Source organism: Streptomyces coeruleofuscus, assembly GCF_039532725.1.
GTDB lineage: Bacteria > Actinomycetota > Actinomycetes > Streptomycetales > Streptomycetaceae > Streptomyces > Streptomyces coeruleofuscus.
The window spans coordinates 475,761-502,419 of sequence record NZ_BAAASE010000004.1 but is presented as its reverse complement, the minus strand read 5'-3'; the positions used below and the strand labels follow the sequence as shown (position 1 = coordinate 502,419).

The 26,659-nt window shown below is 72.3% G+C and carries 6 protein-coding genes; 1 reads left to right on the top strand and 5 read right to left on the bottom strand.

The genetic code is table 11. The features are described from left to right. Positions 1-28: 28 nt before the first annotated feature. Genes ABFX81_RS17605 through ABFX81_RS17585 form a run of 5 tightly spaced genes read right to left on the bottom strand, consistent with a single transcriptional unit; the run spans position 29 to position 26,165 of the window. Positions 29-1,420 (bottom strand): MFS transporter, encoded by a 1,392-nt coding sequence (locus tag ABFX81_RS17605; protein WP_346138306.1) that lies wholly within the window; start codon positions 1,418-1,420, stop codon positions 29-31. Continuing rightward, a complete protein-coding gene (locus tag ABFX81_RS17600) occupies positions 1,417-13,923 on the bottom strand; it encodes an amino acid adenylation domain-containing protein (protein WP_346138305.1) in 12,507 nt (4,168 codons plus the stop codon). Before ABFX81_RS17600 ends, ABFX81_RS17605 begins: the two co-directional genes overlap by 4 nt. 20 nt (positions 13,924-13,943) lie before the next feature. Further along, positions 13,944-23,723 (bottom strand): non-ribosomal peptide synthetase, encoded by a 9,780-nt coding sequence (locus ABFX81_RS17595; protein ID WP_086848867.1) that lies wholly within the window; start codon positions 23,721-23,723, stop codon positions 13,944-13,946. A 25-nt stretch (positions 23,724-23,748) separates the two neighbouring features. Beyond that, on the bottom strand, positions 23,749-25,146 hold the full coding sequence (locus ABFX81_RS17590) for a serine hydrolase domain-containing protein (RefSeq protein WP_346138304.1): 1,398 nt from the start codon (positions 25,144-25,146) through the stop codon (positions 23,749-23,751). An 11-nt stretch (positions 25,147-25,157) separates the two neighbouring features. Next, positions 25,158-26,165, bottom strand: a complete 1,008-nt coding sequence (locus tag ABFX81_RS17585; protein WP_346138303.1) for an SAM-dependent methyltransferase — start codon at positions 26,163-26,165, stop codon at positions 25,158-25,160. Positions 26,166-26,418: 253 nt separating this feature from the next. On the opposite strand from ABFX81_RS17585, the gene ABFX81_RS17580 reads away from it, so the two are divergent. After that, the gene (locus tag ABFX81_RS17580; RefSeq protein WP_086844959.1) at positions 26,419-26,628 is read left to right on the top strand and encodes an MbtH family NRPS accessory protein; all 210 of its coding nucleotides are present in this window, start codon (positions 26,419-26,421) and stop codon (positions 26,626-26,628) included. The last annotated feature ends 31 nt before the right edge of the window (positions 26,629-26,659 follow it).

The window sequence follows — 26,659 nt, the reverse complement described above, 5'->3', positions numbered from 1 at the left end:
GGGGAGAGCGGCGGAGCGGGCGCGATGGTCACGGGGAATCCTCCGTTTCGCGGGCGGGTGCGGGCATGTGCTCGGTGTCCGGGGCCGGGGCGGTGTCCGGGGCCGGGGCGGTGTCCGGCACCATCCGCAGGGAGCGGCTCGCGGTTGCCGTGATGGCGAGTGCCGTCACCGCGACGGCGCAGCAGACCAGGGCCTGGGTGTGGCTGAGCCACTGCGACAGGAGGCCGCCGACCGCCGTTCCCCCGGCCAGGGCACCGCCGTTGAACAGGTTCGTCGCCGAGCTGAGGCGGCCACGCATGTCGTCGGGGGTCAGCAGGACCTGCTCGGTGCCGAGGACCGTGTACGCGGTGGGCGCCATGAACGCCATCGCGGCGAGCAGCAGGCCCCAGACCACGACGCCCCGACTGAGGGCCATGACCGGGACGATCGCGGCGAAGAGCCACATGATCCCCGCCAGCGCCTGGTGCGGTCCGAACGCCCGGTAGATCCTCGGTGCCACGACCGCCCCGAGAATTCCGCCGCAGCCGAACATGGCGGCCATCGCACCGACCTGGGCGGCCGGGACGCCGGACCGTTCGGCCGCCACGATGACGACCAGGTACAGCACCTGGAAGAGGAAGTTGAGGCCGAGCAGAAGCAGGGTCGAACTGCGCAGGAACCGCTGGTTCCACAGGAAGGCGAACCCGGCGGCGATGTCCCGGTGGATCAGCGACAACGGCTCCCGGCCGCGCGGCCGCTTGGGCAGTTTGACGAAGGAGAGGGTCAGGAGCGCGACGAAGTGGGCGACGGCGTCGGCCAGGAACGGCACGGCACGACCGATCCCGAAGAGGAAGCCGCCGCCCGCGGTGCCCACGAGCTGCCCCAGGTGCATGCGGGCGTTGTTCACCGAAAGAGCCGTCGGCAACTGCTCGCGGGTGACGATCAGCGGCAGCGAGGCGTGTTCGGCCGGGTCGAAGAGGCTGGAGGCACCGCCCGCGACCGCCGCGGTCAGGAGCATCAGCCACACCGCCGGGCGTCCGGTGGCGACGGCGGCCGTCATGACGGCCAGCATCACACCGCGGACGAGCAGACAGCTCACCATGATCTTCTTGCGGTCCCAGCGGTCGACCAGGGCGCCCGCGGGCAGCCCGACCAGCACCTGGGCGAGCGCGTTCACCGCGCCGATCGCGCCGGCCACCGCCGGTGAGCCGGTGACCGACAGCGCGAGGAGCGGGAACGCGATGTTGGAGAGGTTCAGCCCGATCTCGGAGGAGGTCGTGCCGAACCACATCAGGTGGTAGGAGCGGTTGCTCCGCAGGGGCAGCTCCGGGCCCGGGGCCGGCGGCTGGGCGAGGTGTTCTTGCTGCTCCCCCTCTTGCGGACGGCTCTCTTCCGTGCGAAGGCGGCCGGTTTCCGGCCCTTCCTTCTGTACGTCTCTCAACGCACCGCCTCCGCACACTCGCGGGCCAGCTCACGCAGGCAGTGGCCGAAGTCCGCCGCGAGTGCCGCGATCGTTCGCTCCTCGTGTACGGCGGCCGAGTAGTACCAGGTGAACTCGAGCCGGCCGTCCTGAATGCCCCCGACGATCTCCAGGATGTGGTCGGCGCGGTCGTCGGGGCTGAGGTCCTGGCCGATGGCCCCGTGCACCGCGTGGCACAGGCCCTGGCCGGGCCGCTCCTCGGAGCGGCTCTCGGTGCGGTGGCGGCCGAGGAAGTTGAAGACGACCTCCGGGTCGGGGCCGCCGAGGAGGGGGCCCGATCCGTCGTCGGCCGCCCGCAGGTGGCGCAGTGGACCGTAGCCCATCCCCTTGTTGGGCACGGCGCGCAGCTGTCGCCGTACCGACCTGGTGATCGTCCGCCAGTCCGCGCCCTCCGGAACGCTCAGCCGTACCGGATACACCGAGGTGAACCAGCCCACGGTGCGCGACAGATCGACTCCGTCGAGCAGCCGTTCGCGGCCATGCCCCTCCAGGTCGACGGCGACCGCGCCCCGGCCCGTCCATCGGGCGAGCACCCGGGCGAGAGCACTGAGCGCGACCTCCTCGACCCGGGTCCGGTAGACGGTCGGCGCGTGGTCGGTCAGGAGAGCGGATTCCGCCTCGGTCAGCCGGACAGGGATCTGCCGGCTGTCGGCCACCGTGGGGGTGGGACCGTCGAAGTCCCGTGGCAGCGGCACATCGGTGTCGACGCCCTGCCAGTACGGAAGTTCATGGTCGAAGCCGCCTTCCCGGACGTGGGCCGCGAGCTGCGTCGACCATTCCTGGAAGGTGGTGGAACGCGGTCCGAGGTCGATCTCGGCCCGCTCGGCGGCCTGGCCGTAGGCGATCTCCAGGTCGTCCAGGAGGATGTTCCACGAGACGGTGTCCACGACCAGGTGGTGGACCGTGACGAAGAGCCTGCCGCGGCGCGCCTCACCCCGGTCGAACAGGACGGCCGCGAGCAACGGGCCCTGGTCGAGGGCGAAGCCCGACTGGGTCCTGACGGCCTCACGTTCGAGGAGCGCGTCGAGCTCGTCGTCGGGAGTGCCGGAGGCGTCCACCACACGCAGCACGTCCGTGCCCGGCCGGTACTCCGGGTTCTGCTGCGACCAGCGATCACCGTCTCGTGTGTAGCGCATCCGCAGGGCGTCGTGGTGCTCGACGAGCGCCGCGAGAGCGGCCCGCAGGGCGGGCTCGTCCGCCCTGCCGCGCAGTTCGACGAGGGTCGACTGGTTGAAGTGGTGCGGCACGTCGTGGGTGGCGAAGAACCAGCGCTGTACGGGGGTCAGGGGGACGGGGCCGACGGCCGGCGGGCGGCGCGTCGCCGCGCCGTCCGTGAGTTCCGCGACGGCGGCCAGTTCCGCGACCGTCTGGTGCAGGAAGATGTCCTGGGTGTTCAGCAGCAGCCCGGCCCTGCGGGCGCGGGCCATCACCTGGATGCTCAGGATGGAGTCGCCACCGAGGTCGAAGAAGCGGTCCTCGACGCCGACTCTGTCGATGCCGAGCGTTTCGGCCCACACCCTCGCGAGGATCTCCTCGCGCTCGTTGCGCGGGGCGAGATATCCGTTCGCGCTGCCGTTCCCCGCGGCAGGACGCGGCAGTCGACCGCGGTCCACCTTGCCGTTGGTGCCGAGCGGCAGCCTCTCCAGGACCTGGACGGTGGCCGGAACCATGTATCCGGGCAGTGTCGCGGCGACGGTCGCCCTCAGGGCGTCGGAATCCACGTCCTGGGTCCGCACGGCCGGTTCGGGCGAGACATAGGCGGCGAGCAGCTCCCGTCCGCCGTCCTCCTTCCATACGGTGACGGCAGCGTCCGCGACGCCCGGCTGCCGCAGCAGCAACGCCTCGATCTCGCCCGGTTCCACCCGGTGGCCGCGCACCTTGACCTGGCCGTCGACCCGGCCGATGAACTCCAGGTTGCCGTCGGAGCGTCGGCGCACAAGGTCACCCGTGCGGTACATGCGGCTGCCGGGGGCGCCGTACGGGTCGGCGACGAAACGCTCGGCGGTGAGTCCCGGCTGCCGGGCGTAGCCGCGTGCGAGGCCGGGGCCGTCGATGTACAGCTCACCGGGAACGCCGACGGGCACGGGGCGCAGGAAGCGGTCGAGGACGCGCGTTCCGGCGTACGGGAAGGGGGTGCCGACCGGGACGCCGGCGGCCCCGATGTCACCGTCCTCGGCCGTGCCCGGGCTCCACAGCGTCGTGACCAGGGTGCATTCGCTCGGGCCGTACACGTTGAAGAAGGCGCGCCCCGGCGCCCAGGCGCGGACCAGTCCGGGCGAGCAGACGTCACCGGCCGCCGCGATGGTGGCCAGGCGGCCCTTCAGCCGCTCGGGGTCCATGGCCGCGAGGAGGGCCGGGGGCAGCACCGCCACGGTCGCTCCCGTCCTGATCACCTCGGCCGCGGGGTCCGGCGCGGGGCGCGGGGACGTCAGGCACATGGTCGCCCCGGCGGTGAGCGTGCAGAACAGATCGCATACGCCGCCGTCGAAGCTCGCCGGCGCGTATTGCAGGATGCGGCTGTCCTCGGTGATGCCCCAGGCGCGGCGCAGCACGCGGGCCGCGCGGCCGATCGAACCATGGGTGATGGTGACGGCCTTGGGACGGCCGGTGGAGCCGGAGGTGTGCACGACATAGGCGATGTGGTCCGCCGTCAGCTCGTACGGGCAGTCCTCCTCGCCGGGGAGTGACACCTTCGACCGGGAGGGCGCGGCAGGCTCTCGCGAGGTGCTGAGCCGGATCACCGTGTGGTCGCCCGCAGGCAGTCGCTCTTCGAGATGCGGCTGCACGAGCACCAGCGGTACCGCCGTGCCGGTGATCATGGCTTCGACGCGCTCGGCCGGGTACTGCGGATCGAGCGGCACATAGCCGCCACCCGCCTTGAGGACGGCCAGGGCACCGACGACCATGTCCACGCTGCGGTCCGCGAACACTCCGACCAGAACGTCGGGCCGTACGCCCCGCTCGACCAGGTGCCGGGCCAACGAGTCGGCGCGCGCCTCGAGCTCGGCGTACGTGACCTCGCCACCGTCGTGCGCGACGACGGCCACCGCGTCGGGCCGCTCCAGCGCTCGACGGCGGATCACCTGGTGGGGCAGGAGGTCCGCCTCGTCGTCGGCGGGTTCGTCGTGCCAGGCGCGGTGCGCGAGTGGGGCTGGGGGTTCGTCGGGAACGTAGGGGAGTTCACGCAGAGGCCGGTGCGGCTCCGCGGTGACGCTGTCGAGCAGGGTGAGCAGGGCCCGCACCATGCGCTGTGCGGTCGAGGCGTCGAACAGGCCGACGCTGTACTGCAAGGCGGCGTCGAGGCCGCCGTTCGCCTCCTGGAACTGGAAGGTGAGGTCGAAGGCGGCTCCGCTGGTGGGCAGGCCGAATTCCGTGACGCGTTCCGCGGTGCCGAAGGAGGGCTGCTCGTCCCGCACGTCCTGGAGGACGACCATCGCGCTGAACAGCGGCGTGCGGCTCGGGTCGCGGTCCGGCCGCAGCGCCTCGACCAGACGGTCGAAGGGCACGTCGGCATGGGCGAAGGCACCCTTGACCGTCTCCCGCACCACCTCGAGGAAGCCGTCGAAGTCACTGCCCCAGTCCACCTCGGAGCGCAGGACCAGGGTGTCCACGAAGAAGCCCGCCACGTTTTCGAACTCGGGCCGGTCACGTCCCGCCGAGACGGTGCCGACGGCGATGTCGTCCTGCCCCGAGTAGTGCGAGAGCAGCAGCTTGGTCGCGGCGACCAGGGCCACGAACAGCGTCGCCCCGCGTGCCCCGCCGAGCTTCCTCAGCCGCTGTGCGACGTCGGGCGCCACCTGGAACTCCACCTGCGCTCCGGTGGTGCTCCGCACCGGGGGCAGTGGCCGGTCCGTCGGCAGTGACAAGGGTTCGAGGCCGTCGAGGCGTTCCTTCCAGTACGCGAGCTGTCGGGTTCCCTCCGTGTCCCAGCGGCGGCGCTGCCAGACCGCGAAGTCCGCGAAGTCCATGGCCTGTTCGGGAAGGCTCGCAGGCACTCCCTCCAGCCGTGCCCGGTAGAGGGCGTCGAGATCACGGACCAGGATGCCCGCCGACCGGCCGTCGGTGATGATGTGGTGCAGGCAGAGAGTCAGGACGTGCTCGTTCTCGGCAAGGCGGATCAGCCGGGCCCTGAGCAGCGGGCCGCGGCGCAGGTCGAAGACATGGCCGCCGTCCGCGGCGAGCACCTCCCGCAGGCGCGCCTCGCGCTCGTCGCCCGTCAGGTGGGACAGGTCGGTACGCAGCAGCGGCACGGTCCGCCCGACGGGGTGGATGAGCTGACGCCCTTCGCCCTGGACGTCCTCGAAAGTGGTCCGCAGCGTTTCGTGGCGGTCGGTCAGGTCGGCCAGGGCCAGTTCGAGGGCCGCGGCGTCGACCGGGCCCGGGATGCGCAGTCCGAGCGGGGAGTTGTACTCGGCTCCGACCGGGTCGAACCGGTTGAGGAACCACAGGCGCTGCTGGCCGAAGGAGAGCGGGAGCGGCGTCACCCGGCCCGCCTCCTCCCTCGGCACCGGGACGACCGCGCCGCCGCCGGCCTCGGAGTGCCCGGTGGCGGCGTGCTCGGTGACCAGGGCGGCCAGTGCCCGCACGGTCGGTGCCGAGAACAGCGCGCGCGGGGACAGCGTGGTGCCGACGGCCGCGCGCAGCCGGGAGATGACCCGGATGGTCAGGAGTGAGTCCCCGCCCAGCTCGAAGAAGTCGTCGGCCGCGCCCACCCGTTCCACACCGAGGATCTGCGCCCAGACATCCGCGATCAGGGCTTCCAGGGGGCCGTCGGGAGCCACGTACGTCGCGGCGGTGCCCTGCTCGGGCCCGGGCGACGGCAGGGAGCGCCGGTCGGTCTTGCCGCTGGGGAGCAGCGGGATGCGGTCGAGGACGACGAACGCGGAGGGGACCATGGCGGGGGCGAGAACGGCACCGAGGCGGGCGCGCAGCTGGGTGAGGTCCAGGTTGCCGGCGGCCGGCACGACATAGCCCACGAGCCGGTCCCGGCCGTCGTCCCTGCGGGCGACGACCACGGCCTCCGAGATCTCGTCCAGGGCGGCGAGGGCGCTCTCGACCTCGCCGGGTTCGATGCGGAACCCCCGGATCTTGACCTGGTGGTCGGCCCGGCCGAGGAACTCCAGGGTGCCGTCCGGCCGCCACCGCGCCAGGTCACCGGGCCGGTAGAGGCGCCCGCCCGGCGTGAACGGGTCCGCCACGAAGTGCTTCGCGGTCATCTCGGGCCGGTTCCAGTAGCCCGCGCTCACCCCGTCGCCCCCGATGTGAACCTGCCCGGGGACGCCCACGGGCACCAACGAGCCCTCTTCGTCGAGGAGGTGGACCGTGGTGTTGGCGATGGGCCGCCCGATCGGCACGTACGTGGCCGACTCCGCGTACCGCTCCAGGAGCGCGGGGTCGAGGACGAGCACCGTGGAGTCGACGGTCGCCTCCGTCGCCCCGTACGCGTTGACGACCATGGTCGAGGGATGGACGTGGGCGAGCAGCTCGCGGCAGTCGTCCACGTGCCAGCCCTCGGAGCCGACGGACATCAGGTCGAGGCGCGGCAGCTTGCCGCCGCTCTCCCTGACCTCCTCGACCAGGGCCTTGGCGAGCGAGGGCACGAGCTCGATGGCGGTGCCGCCGGTGCGCTCGACGAGGGCGAGCAGGCGGGCCGGATCGGTGACCAGGTCGGTGGGCACGACGAGGACGGAGCCGCCGAAGAACACCGAGCGCAGCACGTCCGAGAAGAACAGGTCGACGGAGAGGCTGGTGACGGAGACGAATCGCAGCTTCTTGCCGGTCAGGTCGTACAGCTCGTCCCAGGCGCCCGCGATGTGCACGAGGTTGCGGTGCGTGACGACCACGCCCTTGGGCTGACCCGTGGATCCCGAGGTGTACACCACGTAGGCAGGGTCGTCGGGTTCCGCTCCGGTCGCGGGCGCGGTGCACGGCCCTTCCGTCCACAGGGTGTGGTCCGCGTCGACAGGGAGCACCGCGGCCCCCGTGGGCGGCAGCAGACCGGCGACGGCCTCCTGGGTGAGGACGACGGCCGGTGCCGCGTCGGCCAGGAGGATCTCCAGGCGCTCGTACGGGTATTCGGGGTCGAGCGGCACGTACGCGGCGCCCGCCTTCAGGACCGCGAGGACGGCGGTCACCATGTCCGTGGAGCGCTGAAGGTGCAGGGCGACGCGCTGTCCGCGTCCGGCGCCCGCGGACCGCAGCCGGTGGGCGAGGCGATTGGCGCGCTCGTCCAGGGCGCGGAAGGTCAGCGCGACGTCCCCCTCCGCGTCCAGGACCGCCGCCCGGTCCGGGGTGCGGCGTGCCTGGTCCTCGAAGAGCTCCTGCACCAGGCGTTCGGGGCGGCGCGGCCTGCTCGTGTCGTTCCACTCGTCGAGCAGGCGCCGTTCGTCCGCGGGAATCCAGGGCAGTTCGAGGGGCGGCCGCCCGGGGTCCTCGGCCACCGAGCCGAGAAGTGCCCGCAGCTGGGCGAGAACGCGCCCGGCGGTGTCCGGGGAGAACATCTCGGGGTCGTAGAGGAGTTCGCAGCGCAGTGTCGAGTCGAAGTGGCAGCTGAGGGTGAGCGGGACCGTGCCGGCGTCGGTGGCGCGCAGCACGCTCACGGCGATCCCGTCGCGGCCCTGTGAGCCCTCGGCGATCGGGTAGTTCTCGAAGACGACCACGCTGTCGAAGAGCCGGTCACCAGGCGCGAGGCCGTCCGCGCAGCGCCGGATGTCGGTCAGGGAGAGATAGTCGTGGGCCGCCGACTCCGCCTGAGCGGCCTGGAGGGCGCGCAGCCAGGCGCCGAAGTCCTCGGTTTCCCGCTCCAGTCGGACGCGTACGGGGATCGTGTTGACGAACATGCCGATGCTGTCCTCGACACCGGGGAGTTCCGGGGTCCGCCCGGACACCACGGCGCCGAAGACCACGTCGGTGTCCCCGCTGTGCCGTGCGAGCAGGGTCGCCCAGGCGCCCTGCACCAAGGTGTTGAGGGTGACGCGGCTGCCACGGCACCAGTCGGCGAGGCGCCGGGCGACGTCCGCGTCGAGGTCGAGGCGCTGTGATGCGGTCGCCCGGGAGCTGTGGGACGCACGGGGCTGGTGGTCCGCCAGCAGGGAGTTGGGGGCTGTGAACCCGGACAGCAGGTTCCGCCAGTGCGCGAGGCCGGCCTCGCGGTCCTGGCCGGACAGCCATGCGAGGTAGTCGCGGAAGGGCGGCCTGCTCGGCAGGGCCGGGGTGCGTCGGGCGGCCGCGGCCTGGTAGTTCTCCAGTACGTCGCCGAAGACGGCCGCCGTGCTCCAGCCGTCGAGCAGCAGATGGCTGAAGGTCCACAGCAGATACACGGTGTCGTCGGCGACGCGCGCGAGCGTGATCCGCATCAGAGGGCCCTCGCGCAGATCGATGCCCGCCTCGCGGTCCGTGCGGAGCAGCTCGTCGAGCTCGGCCTCGCGCTGTTCCTTCGTCAGGGCAAGCCAGTCCAGCCGGGTGACGGGCAGCTCGAGGTCGGTCCGCAGCAGCTGGACGGGCTCCGGCAGGCCTTCCCAGCGCACGGTGGCACGCAGGACGTCGGTCCGCTCGAAGACGCCCCGCCAGGCCGCTGCAAGGGCCTCGGGGTCCGTCACCCCGTCCAGGCGCAGGACGAGTTGATCGACGTAGGCCGTGCTGTCGGCGTCGACCAGGGTGTGGAAGAGCATGCCGCTCTGAAGCGGCGTCAGAGGCAGTACGTCGGCGATGGCGCGCCCGTCGCCGACCAGCCGGTCGAGGGTGTCCTGTGCCAGGCCGACCAGAGGGAAGTCGGAGGGGGTGCGGCCGCCCGCGTCCGGGGCCGCACAGTGCGCGAGGATCTCTCGCAGCCCCGCCAGCACGGACCGGCCCAGTCGGCGCACGGTGTCCTGGTCGTGCACGGCCGTCGAGTAGTGCCAGGAAAGGGTCAGCGCGCCGTCCTCCACGGCGCCCACCACCTCGATCAGGTGGTCCCGGGGGTGATCCGCGTCCAACTGTCCGCCGGGGTCGCCCAGATGGGCCCGGAGCAGCGAACCCGCGGCGAAGGTGCCGTCCAGCTGCCCGTGGTAGTTGAAGGTCACCGGCAGCGCGGGCGGTGCCGCCCCGAGGCCGCCCGGGCGGAATGCGGCCAGGGCGCCGTAGCCGAGTCCCTTGCCGGGTACGGCCCGCAGCTGCTCCTTGACGGCCTTGACGCGCTCGCCCCAGCCCGCACGAGCCGTGAGGTCGAGCTCGACGGGATAGACCGAGGTGAACCAGCCGACCGTACGGGACAGGTCGACACCGTCGAGGATCTCCTCACGGCCGTGCCCCTCCATGCCGATCGCGACCCGGCCGTCTCCGGTCCAGTCGGCCAGGGTGCTGCCGAGTGCCGTCAGGAGCAGGTCGTCCACGCGGGTCAGATAGGCCCGGGGCGCCTGGCGCAGCAGGGCGGCGGTCTCCTGCGGGTCCAGGGAGAAGTCCAGCCGGCCGAGGGTGCCCGCCGTGTTGAGGGCCTGCTGCCCGTCGTGGTCGACGGGTATGACGTACGGCTCCCGCTCGGCGATCCGCGTCCAGTACGGGAGCTCGGCGTCCAGTCCGCCGCTGCGCACATGGTCCGCGAGCCGGGCCGTCCACTCGGTGAACGGTGTGGTGGCGGGGCCCAGGTCCACGGGGCGTCCGGCGGCGAGCTGTTCGTAGGCGGTGGTGAGATCGTCGAGCAGGATGCGCCAGGAGACGCCGTCCACGACGAGGTGGTGCGCGGTGAGGAGCAGCCGCGGGGCCTCGTCCGGGCCGCGTGTGAGCAGTACGGCACGCAGCAACGGGCCGTGCAGCGGGTCGACTTCGGCGCGCGCCGCGGCGGCCGTTTCCCGCAGCGCGGTCTCGTACGCCCCGGCCTCCTGCTCACCTGCCGGGAGCCCGGACAGGTCCCGGTGGGTGTACACCTGCGCTGTCTCGCGCGCGACCTGCTCCTGCACCCAGCGGCCGTCCTCGCGGCGGAACCTGGTGCGCAGCGCCGGGTGCTGCTCGAGGAGAGCCGACACGGCCCGGGGCAGCAGGTCCTGATCCGTCCCCGGTGCGAGCTCGACCAGCAGGGACATGGAGTAGCGCGGTACTTCGTCACCGTCGCCGAGCAGGCTCTGCTGGATCGGGCCGAGCGGCGCCGGGCCACCCTGCCACACCGTTGCGGCCGGTGCGCTGCCGGACGTCTCGGTGACGCCCGGGGCGATCCGCGCGATGGTCTGCTTGACGAGGATGTCCTTGGACTTCAGGCGCAGACCGGCGGCGCGGGCCCGTGAGACGACCTGGATGCTGAGGATCGAATCGCCGCCGAGCGCGAAGAAGTTGTCGTCCATGCCGACCTGGTCGACGCCGAGCAGCTCGGACCAGATGTCGGCCAGCGCTTGTTCGACGGGCGTCCGGGCGGGCGTGTGCCCGGCGGCCGGCTCGTCGAGGTAAGGGGTGGCGGGCAGGGCGTTCCGGTCGAGCTTGCCGCCGGGGGTGCGGGGCAGCGCGGCCACCGCCGTGAAGACCGCCGGGATCATGGGCTCGGGCAGGAGCCCGCGCACGTGCTCACGCAGCACCGCGGGGTCGAGGTCAGCGCCGTCCGCGGGCACCGCGAAGGCCACCAGGCGGTGTCCGCCCGAGCGGGCCTCGCGCGCCACGACGGCACAGTCGCGCACCGCGGGATGGCTGCGCAACGCCGCCTCGGCGCGGTCCGGTTCGGCCCGGACGCCGTCGATCTCGGCCTCGTCGTCGGCACGGCCCAGGAACTCCAACCGACCGTCCCTGGCACGCAGTACGAGATCGCCGGTGCGGTACATCCTGCTGCCCGGCGCACCGAACGGGTCGGCGACGAACCGCTCGGCGGTGAGCCCGCGGCGGTACGGGTAGCCGCGCCCGACGGGATCCCCCGCCAGGTAGAGCTCACCGCGCACTCCGTCGGGCACGGGCCGCAACTGCTCGTCGAGTACGTAGGCGCGGGTGTTGCGGGTCGGCAGTCCGAGCGCCGGCGGCCGGGAGCCGTCGACGCGGGCCACGACCGTGTCGGAGGTGCACTCGGCGGGCCCGTAGAAGCTGTACGCCGTGAGGCCGGGCGCGGCCGACAGCTCACGCCACAGCTCTTCGTCGACGGCCTCGCCGCCGAGCACCAGGACCGAGGGCCGGTGCACCCCGCCCGGGGCGAGCAGGCCCGCCGTGAGCGAGGGCCGGATCAGGGTGGGGGTGAGCTGGAGCAGATCGATCCGCTGCTCCCGGGTACAGGCCACCAAATCCTCGGCGTTCGGCCGGACTTCGCCGGGCACGAGGACGAGGGTGTGACCGTCCGCGAGCCAGAACAGCGGGTTCCAGGAAGGATCGAACACGGACCCGGCGTTCAGGGCGACGCGCAGCTTGCGGCCCAGGGACTCCTCGGCGGGCCCGAACAGCTCCCGCCGGTGACGTGCGAGCTGGTTCGCCAGTGCCCGGTGCTCGACCACCACGGCCTGCGGACGGCCCGTGGAGCCGGAGGTGTGGATGACGCACGCCGCGTTCGCGGGGCCCGGGGCGGCCTTGCGAACGGGGCCGTCCGGGTCGCGGTCGGGCTCGCCCGCCAGGGCCGCCACCGTGTCGGGCTCGTCGAGGACCAGGCAGGGCGGCGTGGCCGCGGAGCTCGTTCCGGTCGCCGGGATCGCGGCCCGCAGCTCACGGCTGGTGAGGACCAGCGCCGGGGCGGCCGTGCGCACGGCGTCGGCCACACGCTCGGCCGGCTCCCCGGTGTTCACCGGTACGGCGACGGAGCCCGCCTTCAGGACCGCCCAGAACGCCACAACGAAATCCGCCGTGCGGGGCAGGGCCAGGACCACGGTGTCCTCGGCCCCTGCTCCGCGACCGATCAGGTGGTGGGCCAGGCGGTTGGCGCGGCGGCTCAGCCCGGCGAAGGTCAGCTCCTCGCCGTGGTGGACCAGCGCGATGGCGTCGGGGGTGCGGGCGGCCTGGCGCTCGAAGGCCTCGACCACGGTGCCCGGGTCGGCTTCCGTCGCCGCCCGGGTCGCGTCCCAGGTGCCGCGCAGCCGTGCGCGGGCCTCGCGGGTCCCCAGCGGCAGTCGGCGCAGGGGCTCTTGAGGGCGTTCGCAGACCGTGTCGAGCAGCTCCACGAGCTGCTCGGCGAGCGCCGCCACGCTCGGCTCGTCGAAGAGTTCGGTGCTGTACTGGATACCGGCGTCGAGGCCGCCGTCCGCCTCCTGGAATTCGAGGCTCAGGTCGTAATCCGCCTCCCAGCGCGGGAGTTCCATGGTCTCGACCGTCACACCCGGCAGCTCGGGCAGCTGCCCCATGGCGTTCTGGAGGAACAGCATGGTCTGGAACACCGGGGTGCGGCTGGGATCGCGCGTCGCCTCCAATGCCTCCACCACGCGCTCGAACGGCACCTCGTCGTGCTCGAAGCCGTTCAGGACGTGCTCGCGCACCTGGGCGAGAAGTCCGGTGAACGGCTCGCTCTCGTCGACCCGGGTGCGCAGTGCGATCGTGTTCACGAAGAAGCCGACGGCACGCTCGAGTTCGGGCCTGCCGCGCCCCGACGTCACGGTGCCCACGGTCACGTCGCGCTGCCCAGAGCTGCGGGCGGCGAGCAGCTGGAATCCCGCCATCAGGACCACGAACAGCGTGGTCCCCTGCTCATGGGCCAGTTCCTTGAGCCGCTCGGTCAGCGGCGCGGGCACCCGGTATCTGAAGACGGCCCCCGCCGACCCGCGCACGGCCGGGCGCGGCCGGTCCGCGGGCAGGTCGAGCGGCACCGCGCCCTGCAGCCGCTCCTTCCAGTACGAAAGCCCCTCGTCCAGCTCCTTGCCCGCGAGCCACTCACGCTGCCACAGCGCGTAGTCGGCGTACTGCACACTGACGGGAGGGAGTTCAGGAGTGGCTCCCTTGGTGAGGGCGGCGTAGGCCGTGCCCAGCTCGTTGAAGAGCACGCCGGAGGACCAGCCGTCGATGACGCTGTGGTGGGCCGTGATCAGAAGGAGGTGCTCTTCGGGAGCGGCGCGGAACAGGCGGGCGCGCAGGAGCGGTCCGGCGTCGAGGTCGAAGGGCCGGGCGAGCTCCTCCCGTACGGCCGTCTCGACGTTCCCGGAGTCGACGGACCCCGCGGATCCGGCGGATTCGGCCGGGACCGCGAAGGTGAGGACTCCGGTTTCCGGGGCATGCACGAGCTGCCGTACCCGGCCGTCCTCGGACCTGTAGGTGGTACGCAGCACTTCGTGCCGTTCCACGAGCAGGTCGACGGCGGCCGCGAGTGCCTTCGTGTCGAGCGCACCCCGCAGGCGCAGCCCGAACGCACTGGTGTACTCGCTTCCCTCGGGGTTCAGGCCGGTGAGGAACCACATGCTCTGCTGGCCGGAGGAGAGCGGCAGCAGCGGCGGCCGCGCCCGGGTGCCGATCCGGTCGGGCGCGGGTGCGGCGGTCCCCCGGCCCGCCAGCCGGCGCAGCAGTTCCTCCCGCAGATGGGCCGGGACGGCGGCCAGCCTGTCGCTCAAGGATGTCCGGTGGTCCTTGTTCATGCGCCCTGCGCCTCGCTTTCACCGTGTTCGCGCGCTTCTGCTTGTTCCAGGAGGTCGAGCAGGACCTTCTCCTCCACTACGGCGGCCAGGTCGGCGATCGTCCGCGCCGTCAGCACGTCCCGGGGCGAGAGCGTCACACCGAACGCCGTGCGCACGCGCGCCATCACGGCCAGACTGCGGATCGAGTCGCCGCCGAGCCCGACGAAGTCGTCGGTGACACCGGCCCTCGGCAGGTCGAGGACCTCGGTCCAGATGTCCGCGAGCGCCTGTTCCGTGGGAGTGCGGGGCGCCACGTACTCGGCGTCCTGCCCGGCCGCCCCCGTCGGCGCCGGCTCCATCCGCGCCAGCGCGTTGCGGTCGGCCTTGCCATTGGGGGTGAGGGGCAGGGCCTCCGTGAAGACGTACTGCGCGGGCAGCATGTGCTGGGGCAGCAGCGTGACCAGGAAGGAACGGATACCCGTGGCGTCCACGCGTGCTTCCGCACCGGTCACCACATGCGCGACCAGGCGCCCGTCGACCAGTACGACGGCGGCCGCGGTGATGTCCGGGTGCCGCATCAACGCGGCCTCGACATCTCCGAGCTCGACCCGGAAACCGCGGACCTTGACCTGGTCGTCGGTGCGTCCGACGTACTCGAGGATCCCGTCGGGGCGTCGTCGCACCAGGTCACCGGTACGGTAGAGCCTGCTTCCCGGCGCGCCGAAGGGGCTGGCGACGAACCGCGCCGCGGTTTTCTCCGGGTCCCCGCGATAGCCGCGGGCGAGCCCGCTGCCGCCGATGTACAGCTCGCCGGAGACGCCCGCGGGCACCGGCTGGAGGAGATCGTCGAGGACGTACACCTGGGTGTTCCTGATGGGACGCCCGATCGGCACGGGCCCCGGCGGCAGTGGCCGGCCCGGCTCGACGCGGTGGACGACACAGCCGACGGTGGCCTCGGTCGGACCGTACTCGTTGATCACCGCGCTGCCGGGGTGCAGGGTTCGCCAGCGGTCGAGTGCCTCACCCGGCAGCTGTTCGCCACCCACGACCAGGTCGGCGTCGGCGGTGTACGCGTCGGGCAGGCCGTCGAGGAGCGTGAGATGGCTGGGCGTCGCCTTGAGGAAGGCCGATCGCCGGCCCGCAGCCGCGAGTTCGCCGAGGGCCTCCTCCTCCAGGTCCTCCACCAGGACCTTGCCGCCCTGCGTCAGGGGCGTCCACAGTGCCGTGACCGTGAGGTCGAAGGCGATGGACGAGTGCAGCAGCGCACTGTCACGCAGACCCGGGTAGGCATCGGCGGCGTGTCCCGCGTAGTGCGCCAGGGACGCGTGCTCGATGACGACGCCCTTGGGCACACCGGTGGAACCGGAGGTGTAGAGGACGTACGCGGCGTGGTCCCGGGCGGGCAGCGGTGGCAGGGGCCGGCCGGCCCCGGGGGCGTCGGCGGACCGGACCGCGCCGGCTCCCACGACGCGCAGCCCGCATCCCTGCGGCACCACATCCCGTAGCTGTTCCTCGCTGTCGGCCCCCGCGAGGACGCGTACCGCCCCCGACTCGGCGAGCAGCGTGCCGAGCCGCCGCGCCGGGTGCGTCAGGTCGAGCGGCAGGTAGGCCGCCCCCGCCTTCCACACGGCGAGCAGCGCGACCACCAGGTCCGCGGACGGGTGCAGTCCGACCGCCACCACGTCTTCGGTGCCGATCCCGGATGCCACCAGCTCCGCTGCCAGCTCATCGGATTCTTCGGCCAGTCGGGCGTACGTGAGGGTGCGCGACGCGTCCTCGACGGCGTTGGCGTGGGGCGTGCGCAGGGCCTGCGCGGCAATGCGTTCCGGTACGGTCGCGCCGTCCGTGGGGTGGTCGGTCTCGTTGTACGTGACGAGGAGTGCGTGCTGCTCCTCGGCGGTCATGAGCGGCAGGTCCAGGACCCGGGGGCCCTGGGTCCCGGGCCCGCCGGCCGCGAAGCCCTCCAGGAGGAGCCCGAGCCTCCGGGAGAGACCGGCCACGGTCGACTCGTCGAAGAGCCGCGGATCGTAGGCGAAGGAGAACGTGAGCCGCTCGTCCGGGTACACCCCGACCACCAGCGGGTAGTTCGTCGTCTCGGCGTCCGCCGTCATGTCGCGGAGGGTCAGGCCGCCTGCGCCCAGCGCCTCGTCGTCGATGGGGTAGTTCTCGAAGACCAGCACGCTGTCGAACAGCCGCCCGGCGTCCGCCAGCTCGCCGCACGACTGGATGACGGACAGCGGCAGATGCCCGTACCCGGTCGCCTGTGACTGCGACTGCTGCATTCCGCGCAGCCATGGCCCCAGACGGGTACCGGCGTCCCAGCGCACCCTGGTGGGCAGGGTGTTGATGAACAGGCCGACCATGTCGTGGACGCCGTCGAGATCCGTGGGGCGCCCGGACACGGTCGAGCCGAAGCACACGTCGCGGCGGCCGGCCAGGCGGGAGAGCAGCAGCGACCACGCGCCCTGGATGACGGTGTTCACCGTCACCCGCTGTTCCCTGGCGAGGGTGTACACCCGCTGGGACACCTCGGCGGACAGCTCGGTGCGCAGCCGCGCGGAGGAGCTCGGCCGGTGCTCCTGCGTGAGCGGCCGGTCGTAGGGCAGCTCGGTCGCGGCGGTCAGCCCGGCCAGGGCCTCGGTGAAGTAGCGCCGGGCATCCCCCTCGTCCTGGGCGGCCAGCCACTCGACGTAGTCACGGAAGGGCCGCCGTACGACGGGGGGCGCGCCTTCGGCCGGCTGGCCGGTCAACCGCCCGTACTCCGCGAACAGATCCGACAGCACCTGGAAGAGACTCCAGCCGTCGAGCAGCGCGTGGTGGAACGTCCACATCAGCTGGAGCGCACCGCCGTCCAGCCGGGCCGCGGTCAGCCGTGACAGCGGCCCCCTGGCCAGGTCGAACCCCTGCGCGCGGTCCTCGGTGAACAGCTGCCGCAGTGCGTGCTCCCGCTCGTCGCCCCGCAAGCTCGTCCAGTCGAGCAGGTTCAGCGGCGCGCGCACTCCGCGCAGCACCCGCTGCACCGGTTCACCGGCGCCTTCCTGCACGATGGTGGTCCTGAGCACCGGTGTCCGGTCCACGATCCGCTGCCAGGCCGCCGCCAGCAGATCGAGCCGGCCCACCCCGTCGAGGACGAAGCCGATCTGGGCGAGGTACGCGTCCTGTCCGCCTGTCCCCGGGCCGCTCTCCATGCCGTGGAAGACCATGCCCGCCTGCATGGGTGTGAGCGGATAGATGTCGTCGACCTCGCTGCCGTCCCCGGCGATCAGGTCCACGGCGTCCTGGTCGAGGCGGACCAGGGGGAAGTCCGACGGGGTGCGGCCGCCGGCCCCCGGCTCGTCGCGGTGCGCGGCGATGGCGCGCAGAGCGGTGACCATCGCGTCCGCGAGCCCCCGTACGGTCGGCTCCTCGTGCACCTGATCGGAGTACTGCCAGAGCAGTTCCAGCGCGCCGTCGGTGACACGGCCGATGACGTCGATGAGGTGCGGGCGCTCCCGGTCCGGGTCCTGGCGCAGCCACAGACCGGGCCGGGCTCCCGGGTGGAAGGGCCCCTCGACCGGCAGCTCCTCGAATCGTCCCAGGTAGTTGAAGCTGATCTCGGGCACCCGGTCGCGTTCGGCGCGGTGGTCGGCCACACCGCGCAGGGCTCCGTGGCCGAGGCCGGCGCCTGGTACGGCACGCAGCTGCTCCTTCACGGACTTCAGTACGGCCGGCCAGCCATCGGCGGCCGGGGGCAGGCTCAGCGTGACGGGGTAGAGCGTGGTGAACCAGCCTACGGTGCGGGAGAGTTCGGCGTCCCCGTCCCGTCCGTGGCCCTCCAGGTCGAGCAGGACGCGATCCTGTCCCGTCCAGTCGGCGAGCGCTGTGCCGAGCGCACTGAGCAGGATGTCGTCGGCGCCCGCGCGGTACAGGGCGGGGACGTGGCGCAGCAGCGCGTCGGTCTCGGGGGCATCCAGGCGTACGGCGATGGTGCGGGTCGAACCGGCCGTGTTGGGGCCGGATCTGTCGCGCCGGAGCCGCGGAACACCGCTGTCGAGCACGCCCGCCCAGTACGCGCGCTCGGGCTCGAACGCCCCTGCGCGCGTTCGCTCGTCGAGGGCGAGGGCGAAGGCGCGGAACGACGTCGTCTTGTGGCCCAGGCTCACCGGCTCGCCTGCCGCGGCCTGCCGGTAGGCGGTCGCGAGGTCTTCGAGGAGGATCCGCCAGGACACGCCGTCGACGACCAGGTGGTGGGCGGCGAGGACGAGTTCGGGGCGGCGTTCGTTCCCGAGGCGGAAGAGCACCCCCTCGAACAGCGGCCCGGTGGCGAGGTCGAAGCGTCCCTGGCCGGTGGCGAGGGCGGTGATCCTGGCCTCCTGCTCGTCCGGGTCCAGGCCGCAGAGGTCCTCGCAGCGCAGGAGCCGGCCTGTCTCCTCGATCGCGTTGTACGCGACCGGGGCGCCGTCCGTCGTGGTGAAGCGCAGCCGCAGCGCATCGTGATGGGTGGCCAGGGCGCGCAGCGCGGCGCCGAGCGCCTCTTCGTCGGCATCGGCGGCCAGTTCGACCCGCACGGTCTGGTCGAAGTGATCGTGCCCACCGCTGCCGGTGCCGAAGAACCAGCGCTGCACGGGCATCAGCGGCACGTCGCCCTCGACGGCCGACTGCTCCGCACGGTCCACGGCGTCCCCGGCGTTCTCGGTCCACTCGCCCTGGGCGGCGAGGGCCGCGATGGTCTGGTGACGCATGACGTCGACCGACCGCAGCGCGAACCCCTCGGCGCGGGCTCGCGCGGCGACCCGCATGGTGAGGATGGAGTCACCGCCGAGCTCGAAGAAGTTGTCGTGCACGCCGACGCGTTCGATGTCGAGGAGCGCGCACCAGATGGCGGCGAGCAGCCGCTCCCGATCATCGCGCGGAGCCACCTGGGCAGCCCGCCCCTCACCCGGCACCGGGGCGGGCAGGGCTCGCCGGTCGAGCTTCCCCGATGCCGTCAGGGGCAGCGCGTCCAGGGCCACGAAGGCCGAGGGCACCATGTAGGAGGGCAGCAATTCGCTCAGCATGGCTCGCAGTTCGGAGCCGTCGGGGCCATCACCCGGCTCCTTGGGCACCACATGCGCCACCAGGCGGTTCGCTCCGGAGCCGTCCGCCATCACGGTGACGGCTGCGTCCGCGAGGCCGGGGTGGCGCAGCAGCGCGCTCACGACCTCCCGCGGTTCGATGCGGAATCCCCGGACCTTGACCTGATCGTCCACGCGGCCGAGGAACTCCAGGTCACCCCCGGGGAGCCGACGGGCCAGGTCGCCGGTGCGGTACAGGCGCTCGTTCGCGTCGAAGGGCGCGGGGACGAAGCGCTCGGCGGTCAGCTCGGGCTGCCCCAGGTACCCGAGTGCCAGTCCGTCGCCCGCGATGCACAGCTCTCCCGGGATGCCGTCCGGCACCAGCCGGCCGGCCTGGTCGAGGAGGTGCACCCGCGTGTTGGCGATGGGCCGCCCGATCGGCACGGAGGCCCGGTCCAGGTCCTCGGCGGTGATCCGGTGGCTGGTCGCGAAGACCATGCTCTCCACGGGGCCGTAACCGTTGACCAGGCGCAGTCCCGGGGAGCGGCGCAGCACACGGGCGGCGTGCTCGGGGGAGACCGCCTCGCCTCCGGTCATGACCTGGCGAAGCCCCGTGAAGATCTCCGGGTACTCCTCCGCCATGACGTTGAACAGGCTGGACGACAGCCACAGGTTGCTGACCGCGTGCCGTTCGACCAGCTCCGCGATGCGCTCGGGTTCCGGTGTCGGGCCGGGCTGGAGGACACTGGTACCGCCGTGCAGCAGTGCGCCGAACAGTTCCAGGGAGAACGCGTCCCAGGAGATGGGCGCGGACTGGAGGATCACCTCGTCCGGGCCGAACTGGGCGAAGTCGGTCCCGATGAAGGTGCGCACGGTCGCGCGGTGCGGTGCGATCACACCCTTGGGGCGGCCGGTCGAACCGGAGGTGAACATCACCGTCGCCGGATCGTCCGCGGTCACTCCCGTCGCCGTCGTCGCGAGGTTGCCGGCCGGCTGTCCGGCCGTCCCGTCGTGATGGCCGAGCGGGATCGCGGTGAACGGGCGGCCGTCGGGCCAGGCCCGCTCCAGGAGGCCGGTGACGTGTTCCTGGACCAGGGCGACCGGGGCGGCCAGGTCTTCGAGCATGAGACGCAGGCGCTCCCGGGGCAGCCCCATGTCGAGGAGCGCGTAGGCGCCGCCCGCCTTGAGGACGGCGAGGAGGCCGGTGACCAGTTCGGGGCCGCGCTCGGCGCAGACCGGTACGAGCGAACCGCGTCCGATGCCCGCAGCGACCAGGCGGTGGGCCAGTCTGTTGGCACGGGCGTTGAGTTGTCCGTACGACAGTGTGGTGTCCTCGAAGACGAGGGCCACCGCGTCCGGGCGGGCCGCCGCCACCTCCTCGAACCGCTCGTGGACACACGTGTCGCGCGGGTAGGCGACGGCGGTGTCGTTCCACCTGCGTGCGCCGTCCTCCTGCCCGGCGTCCGCGGTGAGGGGCAGGAGTCCGGCCGGGGTCGCGGGCGCGGCCACGGCCGACCGGAGCAGTTCCGTCAGATGGTCCGCGAGGCGTGCGACGGTGGCGGGTTCGAACAGCTCGGTGCTGTACTCGATGTCGGCGCCGATGCCCGCGCCCTGGTCCCAGAACTCGAAGAGCAGGTCGAACCGGGCGATGGAGCGCGGCAGTTCGGCCTCCGCGACGTCCAGTCCCGCGACCGTGTGCGGGCGCAGCAGCGGCTCCTGGTAGGAGACGACAGTCTCCACCAGCGGCATCCGGCCGGGCTCCCGCACCGGCGCCAGCGCGTCGACCAGGCGGTCGAAGGGCACGTCGGCATGGCCGAGCGCGGTCAGGGTCGTCTCCCGTACGGAGTCGAGGAACTCGGTGAACGGCCTGTCCGGGTCGAGGCGGTTGCGCAGCGGCACCAGGTTCACGAAGAAGCCGGGGGTGCGCTCCCAGTCGCCGTGGCCCCGGCCGGAGGCCGCGGTGCCGAGGGCGAAGTCGCCCTGTCCGCTGTGCCGGGCGAGAACGGCGTGCACGGCGGCGACCAGGGTCATGAACACGGTCGCCCTCCGCTCGCGGGAGAGTTCGCGCAGGCCGGCCACGACATCGGCGGGCAGTTCGAAGCGGTGCAGTGCGCCGGCACCGCCACGGGACGCGGAGCGGGGGCGGTCGGTGGGCAGGTCGAGCGGTGACAGGTCCGCGAGGACGCGCCTCCAGTGGGCGATGTGGTCGTCCCATGCCCCGGCCCTGGCGCGGGCGCGCTGGTCGATGGCGTGCTGAACGTACGGCGGTGGCGCGGGCAGGTCCGAGGTCACGGTCGGTGCCGCGTCGGGGGTGAGTTCCGTGCCCCGGGCCGCGGCGCGCTCGTAGAGGTCGAGCAGCTCCGTCACGAGCAACCGGGTCGACCAGCCGTCGGTAATCATGTGGTGCTGGTTGAGGACCAGGAGGTGCCGCTGCTCGGGCAGGCGCAGCAACAGGGTGCGCAGGGTCGGACCCTCGACCAGGTCGAAGGGACGTTCGGACTCCGCCGCGAGCAGGCGCTCGCACTCGGCCGCGGCCCGGTCGGCGGGCAGCGCGCGCAGGTCGAACGTTTCAAGGACGGGTTCCGTGGGCGGGTGCACGATCTGGACGCCGCCGCTGTCCGATGCCCGGAAGGTGGTCCGCAGGCTGTCGTGCCGGCGCGTCAGCCCGGCCAGCGCGGAACGCAACGCCCACTCGTCGAGAGCTCCCCGCAGTTCGATGCCGGCCGCGGCACCGTAGCCCGCGAAGCCGGGGACGCTGTCGTGCAGGAACCAGAGGCCTTCCTGCGCGAAGGACATCGGGACCGCCGTTCCGTGCGGCACCTGGGCGGTCTCGGACGAAGGCAGCGCCGAACCGTGCTGCGCCGCCTTCGTCCGGTCCTCGCCCGGCGCGTCCTGAGCGCCCTTGATCAGACCGGCCAGGCCTTGCACGGTGGCGGCGTGGAACAGGTCACGGGGCCGCAGCTCGATCCCGAACTCCGCGCGGACCCGGGACAGGATCCGGACCGCGAGGAGCGAGTCACCACCGAGGTCGAAGAAGTCGTCCCGGGTCCCGATCCCCGCCGCACCGAGGACGCTCTCCCACATGCCCGCGACTGCCTTCTCCACCCCGTCGGCCGAGGGCACCTGCGCGGCGGCCCTGTCCGGCGCCCGGAGATCGGGGACGGGCAGCCGGGCCCGGTCCACCTTCCCGGAGGGGGTCAGCGGGAAGCGGTCCAGCGGGACGACGGCCGAGGGCAGCATGAATTCGGGCAGGGTGCGCCCGAGGTGGGCGACGAGGTCGGCGCGGCCGGGTGCGCGGTGCCCGGCGGCCGCCCGGATGTGCACGGCGAGCCGCCTGTGCCCCTGCTCGTCGTACGGTGCGCTGGCGGCGGCCTCGGCCACGGCCGGGTGGGTCAGGACCGCCGCCTCGACCTCGCCCAGCTCGATCCGGAAGCCGCGCACCTTGACCTGGTCGTCCGAGCGGCCGCGGTAGCGCAGGACCCCGGCTCCGGTCCACTCGACCACGTCCCCGGTGCGGTACAGCCGGCCGCCGGGCGGGCCGAACGGGTCCGCGACGAACCGCTCGGCGGTGAGAGCGGGCCGGTGCAGATAGCCGAGGGCCAGACCTTCACCGGCGATGTACAGCTCACCGGCGACTCCGTCGGGCACCCGCCGCATCCGGTCGTCCAGGACGTACACGCGGGTGCCGAGGACGGCGCGGCCGATGTCGGGGGTGACGCCGTCCGCGGCGAGGGGTCCGCTCATGGTCGCGCACACCGTGGATTCGGTCGGCCCGTACCCGTTCACCATGATCCGGTCGGGGGCCCAGCGTGCCGCCACACCGGCCGAGATGGCTTCGCCTGCCGTCACGACGGTGACGCCGGCGGGGATGGCTCCGTCGGGCAGGACCGCCAGCACGGCGGGCGGCAGCGTGACGTGCGTGATGCGCTGCTCGACGAGCAGCCCGGCGAAGGCCTCCCCGGGCACCAGTTGGTCAGGGGTGGCGAGGACCAGCGCGCCCCCCGTGAGCAGGGCCATGGTCAGCTCGAACACCGAGGCGTCGAAGCTGGGGCTGGCGAACTGCAGCACGCGCGAGCCGGGGCCTGCGCCAAGGCGGGTCCTGTGCTGTTCGGCCATCCAGGCAAGACCGTTGTGCGGGACGACGACGCCCTTGGGGCGGCCGGTCGAGCCCGAGGTGTAGATGACGTACGCCGGGTCCATCGGCCGTCCGGCCGGGATCCGCCCGGCCGCGACGGGGTCGGTGGCGGGCCGGGCGGCGATCTCCTCGGCGGCGCCGTCCAGGTCGAGCGTGCGGATACCGGCCGGGAGCAGCTCCCCGGGCACTGCGGCTGTCGTCACGACGAGGTGCGGTGCGGCGTCGTCGAGGACGTAACGGATGCGCTCGGCGGGGTAGGAGGGGTCGACCGCGAGGAAGGCCGCCCCGGCCTTGGACGCGGCGAGCGCGGCCAGGATCAGGTCGGCGCCGCGCTCCAGGTAGAGCGCCACCACGCTCCCGGGCATCACCCCGTTGTCGATGAGCAGGTGTGCCAACCGGTCGGTGCGGGCGTCCAGTTCGCCGTACGAGAGTGTCGTTCCCCCGAAGACGAGGCCGGGCATGCCGGGGGCCCGCCGCACATGGCGGCGCAGCAGTCCGGGCAAGGTGTCAGCGACGACGAGCCCGCCGGTGTCGCGCCGCACCGCCTGCGCCCCGCTCCCCTGTTGCCCGTCCGCCGCGCCGACTGCGCGCTGGGGCCGTATCTCCGAGAAAGCCGCCTCGTGCGACATGGTGCGTCTCCTGCCCTTCGGTTGCTTACGCGTGGTCACGTGCCGCGAGGCGCCCGCTGATCTGCATGCCGTCGATCCGCCCCGTGCCGGGGTCCTGGATGAAGCGCCCGGCGTACGCCGTCTTCTCGGTCGTCAGCTCCACGACCGAGAACGCCAGGTCGGTGCGGAGGGCGATCCGGGCGTAGGGCCCGCCCGACTGGTCGAGGCGCAGGCCATCGGCGTCCTGGACGAAGTCGTAGGTCACCGCGCCGTTGACGTAGGTCCCCGCGCAGCGGGCCACCAGGGACGGCGGGGCGGGAGGTGCGCTGCCGCGTGGCTCTGCGAACGGGTGGCTGGCGACCGGGATGCCCAGTTCGTGGAGCCCGGCGACGAGGTCCTCCCACAGGGCGAGTCCCGTACCGGCGTTCGTGGTCAGAGCGACCACGGTCCCCTCCTGCGGGTCGACCCTGAGATGACAGGACGTGCCGTCGCCCGTGCCGTCGTGGCCGAACCAGAGCTGCCCGTTCGGTGCCTGGTAGCCGGCCAGGCCGAGACCCCAGGTGTCGGCGAGCCCGAAGGCGTCCGTGTGGGGCTGCGAGCGGCGCATCGCTTCCGTGACCCGCGGACCCGGCAGGAGCCCGCCGCGCCGGCGCAGCGGGTGGTCCGTGAAGAGCCGCCCGAACGAGAGGAGGTCCCGTGCGCTCAGGGCGAGCCCCCCTGCCGGAGCCTCCACCGCGGCCAGCAACTGCCCGACGGGCACCGCCTTCCCGAGCTCGGGCCGTGCGGTGTGCCCCGGCACGTGTGCGGGCCCCGGGAGCCCGGCGCCGGGCGTCACCCAGGCCGCCTCGATGCCGAGCGGGCCGAGGACCACGGAGCGCAGCGCCTCCTCCCAGGACATGCCGAGTGCGAGTTCCGCCAGGTGACCGGCGGCCACGATGCCGACGTTGGAGTACGAGAAGGCCGCGCCGGGCGCGCACACCGGCCGCGCGGCGCACGCCTCCCGCAGGTACTGGCCGCGGTCGCCGGGCGGGCTGTCCGCGGGGTGGCCGGCGGGCAGCCCGCTCGTGTGGGAGAGCAGGTGGCGCGGCAGCAGCCGGGAGCCGTATCCGCCCGGAAGGGTGCTCAGCTCCGGGAACTGGGCGCCCACCGGGGTATCGAGGTCCACCTCCCCGTCGTCGGCCAAGGTCATCAGGAGCAGTGCGGTGAACGCCTTGGTGAGGGAGCCGACCGGGAAGCGGGAGCCCGGGGTGACCGGACTGCCGCCGCCGAATCGCTCTTCGCCCGTCTCGACGGCGAACTCCGTGAGGCCGTCCGCTCCGTGCAGGACGGCCAATTGCGCACCGGGTACGTGGTGGCGCGCGGCCAGATTGCGGAGCAGCAGCCCGAGTTGACTGTGATCCGGCGGCGCGGCGCGCCGCCCCTTGAGGAGCACGGGTGCGGTCATGGTGGTGTGACTCACTCCAGTTCGAAGACGACCGAGGCCGCGGGAGAGGTGATCGCCTCCTCACCGACGAGCTTCCAGCCGGTCTCCGCGAAGACGCCGTGCCATTCGTCGATGGTCGGGATGTACTGGCCCATCAGGTCGTGGGCGGACTCGAAGCCGAGGTTGAACAGCGGGACGTCGCGGTCGGCGTAGCCGACCGTCCTGGTGGCGTCGCCCAGCAGGAAACGCCGTACGCGCGGGAAGAGTTCGCGCAAGGTGCTCAGACGCTCGATCGCGTCCTCGCGGGGCCAGAAGTCGTGGCCCATCATGAAGCAGGTGAGGACCTCGACCTCCTCGTACGAGGGGTGCGGCTCAAGCCCCCGGGCATCGGCCCGTACGGCGGTGATGCGGTCGGCGAAGCCGTTGCGCTCCGCTTCCGCGAGCGTCATCTCGACGGCTGCCGGCGCGATGTCGATGCCGAGCCCCCGGGTGCCGGGGTACTTGCGGACGATCTGGATGAGCCGCTCGCCGCTGCCGCACCCGAGGTCGGCGACGACGGAAAAGCTGAACGGAATGCGCTCCATCGCGGTCCAGAACGCCGGGTCGAATGAGAACGTGCTCAGCTCACGGCAGGCATAGCTGATGGCCGCGGCGTCCCGCTGGTAGAAGCTGCCCACCCGGTTCGCGCGCTTCAGAACCGTGGGCATTTCGGTGTAGAGGCCCGAGCAGCCGCGGCTCAGCCAGTGGAAGTAGGACCGGTACTGGTTCACCTCGGCGAAGAGCGGGCCCTGGCGGACGGTGTCGCCGTCGCGGGTGATGACTTCAACGGCCGCGAGGGCCTGGTACATGCCGCGTGCGGCAACCGGATCCAGGCCCAGCCTTACCGCGAGCTCGTCCGCTTGGACGGCTCCTGCTTTGTGTATCTCGTCGAGAACACCAACCTCCCACGCGGCGGCGATGGCCCACGATGCCACCGCCGAGTTGTAGATGTCGGCGGCCGTCAACCGCGCCTGGCTTCCTACCACTTCAGTGATCGACACGGATGCCTCCTGCTCGATTTCCGGTAGGTCACATTGAGTGTCAGCCAGGGCTCCGACAGAATTCCAGCTACTTAAGCCCTGACCTATAGCACCAGGTCAGCGGGCACTTCGGGCCCACTCGACCGGGTCGAATGGGGCGGAATCACAGCCTTCTATTTTCTCGTTTAAGGTGCAACTTAAAGAACTTGCCAAGGGTGCAGCAGACTGCCAAGCATAAGGAAACTGAAAGAAAACCCCACACCCGGAGGGGCTCATGAGCAACCCGTTCGACAATCCGGCAGGAACCTTTCTGATACTGGTGAACGCACAGAACCAGCACAGCCTCTGGCCGGAATTCGCAGAAATACCGGCGGGCTGGTCGACGGCCTTCGGGCCGGATTCTCGGGCTGCCTGCCTCGCTTACGTGGAGACCCACTGGACCGATATTCGCCCCATCGAACTCACCGCGACCAAGAGTTCCTGAAGCGTTCATTCCTGGGCGCGGTAGGAGAAAG

Bases quoted from the DNA above. Each gene is read 5' to 3' on its own strand.
- ABFX81_RS17595 (WP_086848867.1), bottom strand. From the start codon at position 23,723: ATGTCGCACGAGGCGGCTTTCTCGGAGATACGGCCCCAGCGCGCAGTC.
- ABFX81_RS17590 (WP_346138304.1), bottom strand. From the start codon at position 25,146: ATGACCGCACCCGTGCTCCTCAAGGGGCGGCGCGCCGCGCCGCCGGAT.
- ABFX81_RS17580 (WP_086844959.1), top strand. From the start codon at position 26,419: ATGAGCAACCCGTTCGACAATCCGGCAGGAACCTTTCTGATACTGGTG.